The sequence below is a fragment of the Crocosphaera sp. XPORK-15E genome, from assembly GCF_034931425.1.
Lineage (GTDB): Bacteria > Cyanobacteriota > Cyanobacteriia > Cyanobacteriales > Microcystaceae > UHCC-0190.
Window position 1 is genome coordinate 1 of sequence record NZ_JAYGHQ010000052.1, and the last position, 628, is coordinate 628.

At 39.6% G+C, this 628-nt stretch carries 1 pseudogene; it reads right to left on the minus strand.

The window, feature by feature from the left end:
• Nucleotides 1-124: 124 nt before the first annotated feature.
• Nucleotides 125-628, minus strand: a pseudogene (locus tag VB691_RS24110) (hypothetical protein); the annotation flags it as partial.

The following is a 628-nucleotide window of genomic DNA, read 5'->3' on the forward strand; positions in this document are numbered from 1 at the left end:
TCATCTGTTTACTGGTGTTTGTCCTCAGTGTGGGCATCAATTTAATCTTAATAATTCCCCTAAAATTAATTGGGACTGTCCCGTTTGTTCTTGGGTTGACGACTGGCGTTTGATAGCGTCTCAATTATCCTATAAAGTCTGTTCTCAATCTCTGCAACAAATCCTCACGACTAAGATTAAGCAACAGACGAGTGACATCCTCAGTCGGTAACTGCAACAACTGAGCGATCACTCCCTTCATTTCCTCATCTAGTTTCCCAAACCGAACCAGCAGTAAGTTCTCAATCATTTCCCGCCTTCCTTCTGTCAGTCCTTCTTGTTTCCAATCTTCACGTTGTTGTAAATAAGCTGGTGATAAGTTCATGATGTCCTCCTGTTCTTCGCTACTTAAATTATCTCTTAATTCTAAATTTTTGCGCCAGTTGGCTAGAATTTCTAGTAAATTCTCTTTTAAAGCGTTATTTTCTGGCAGTTCAACTAACTCCTCTACTGCTTTTTTTTGTGTGCTGCCCTTCCCTAATACTCTCAACCATAAAGTATCCTCGTTTACTGGTAACTGATGGATTACGACTATCCCTGTTTTGAGAATTAATGGCAAAAAATAAACCCCTTTTTCCCAATTATCCCC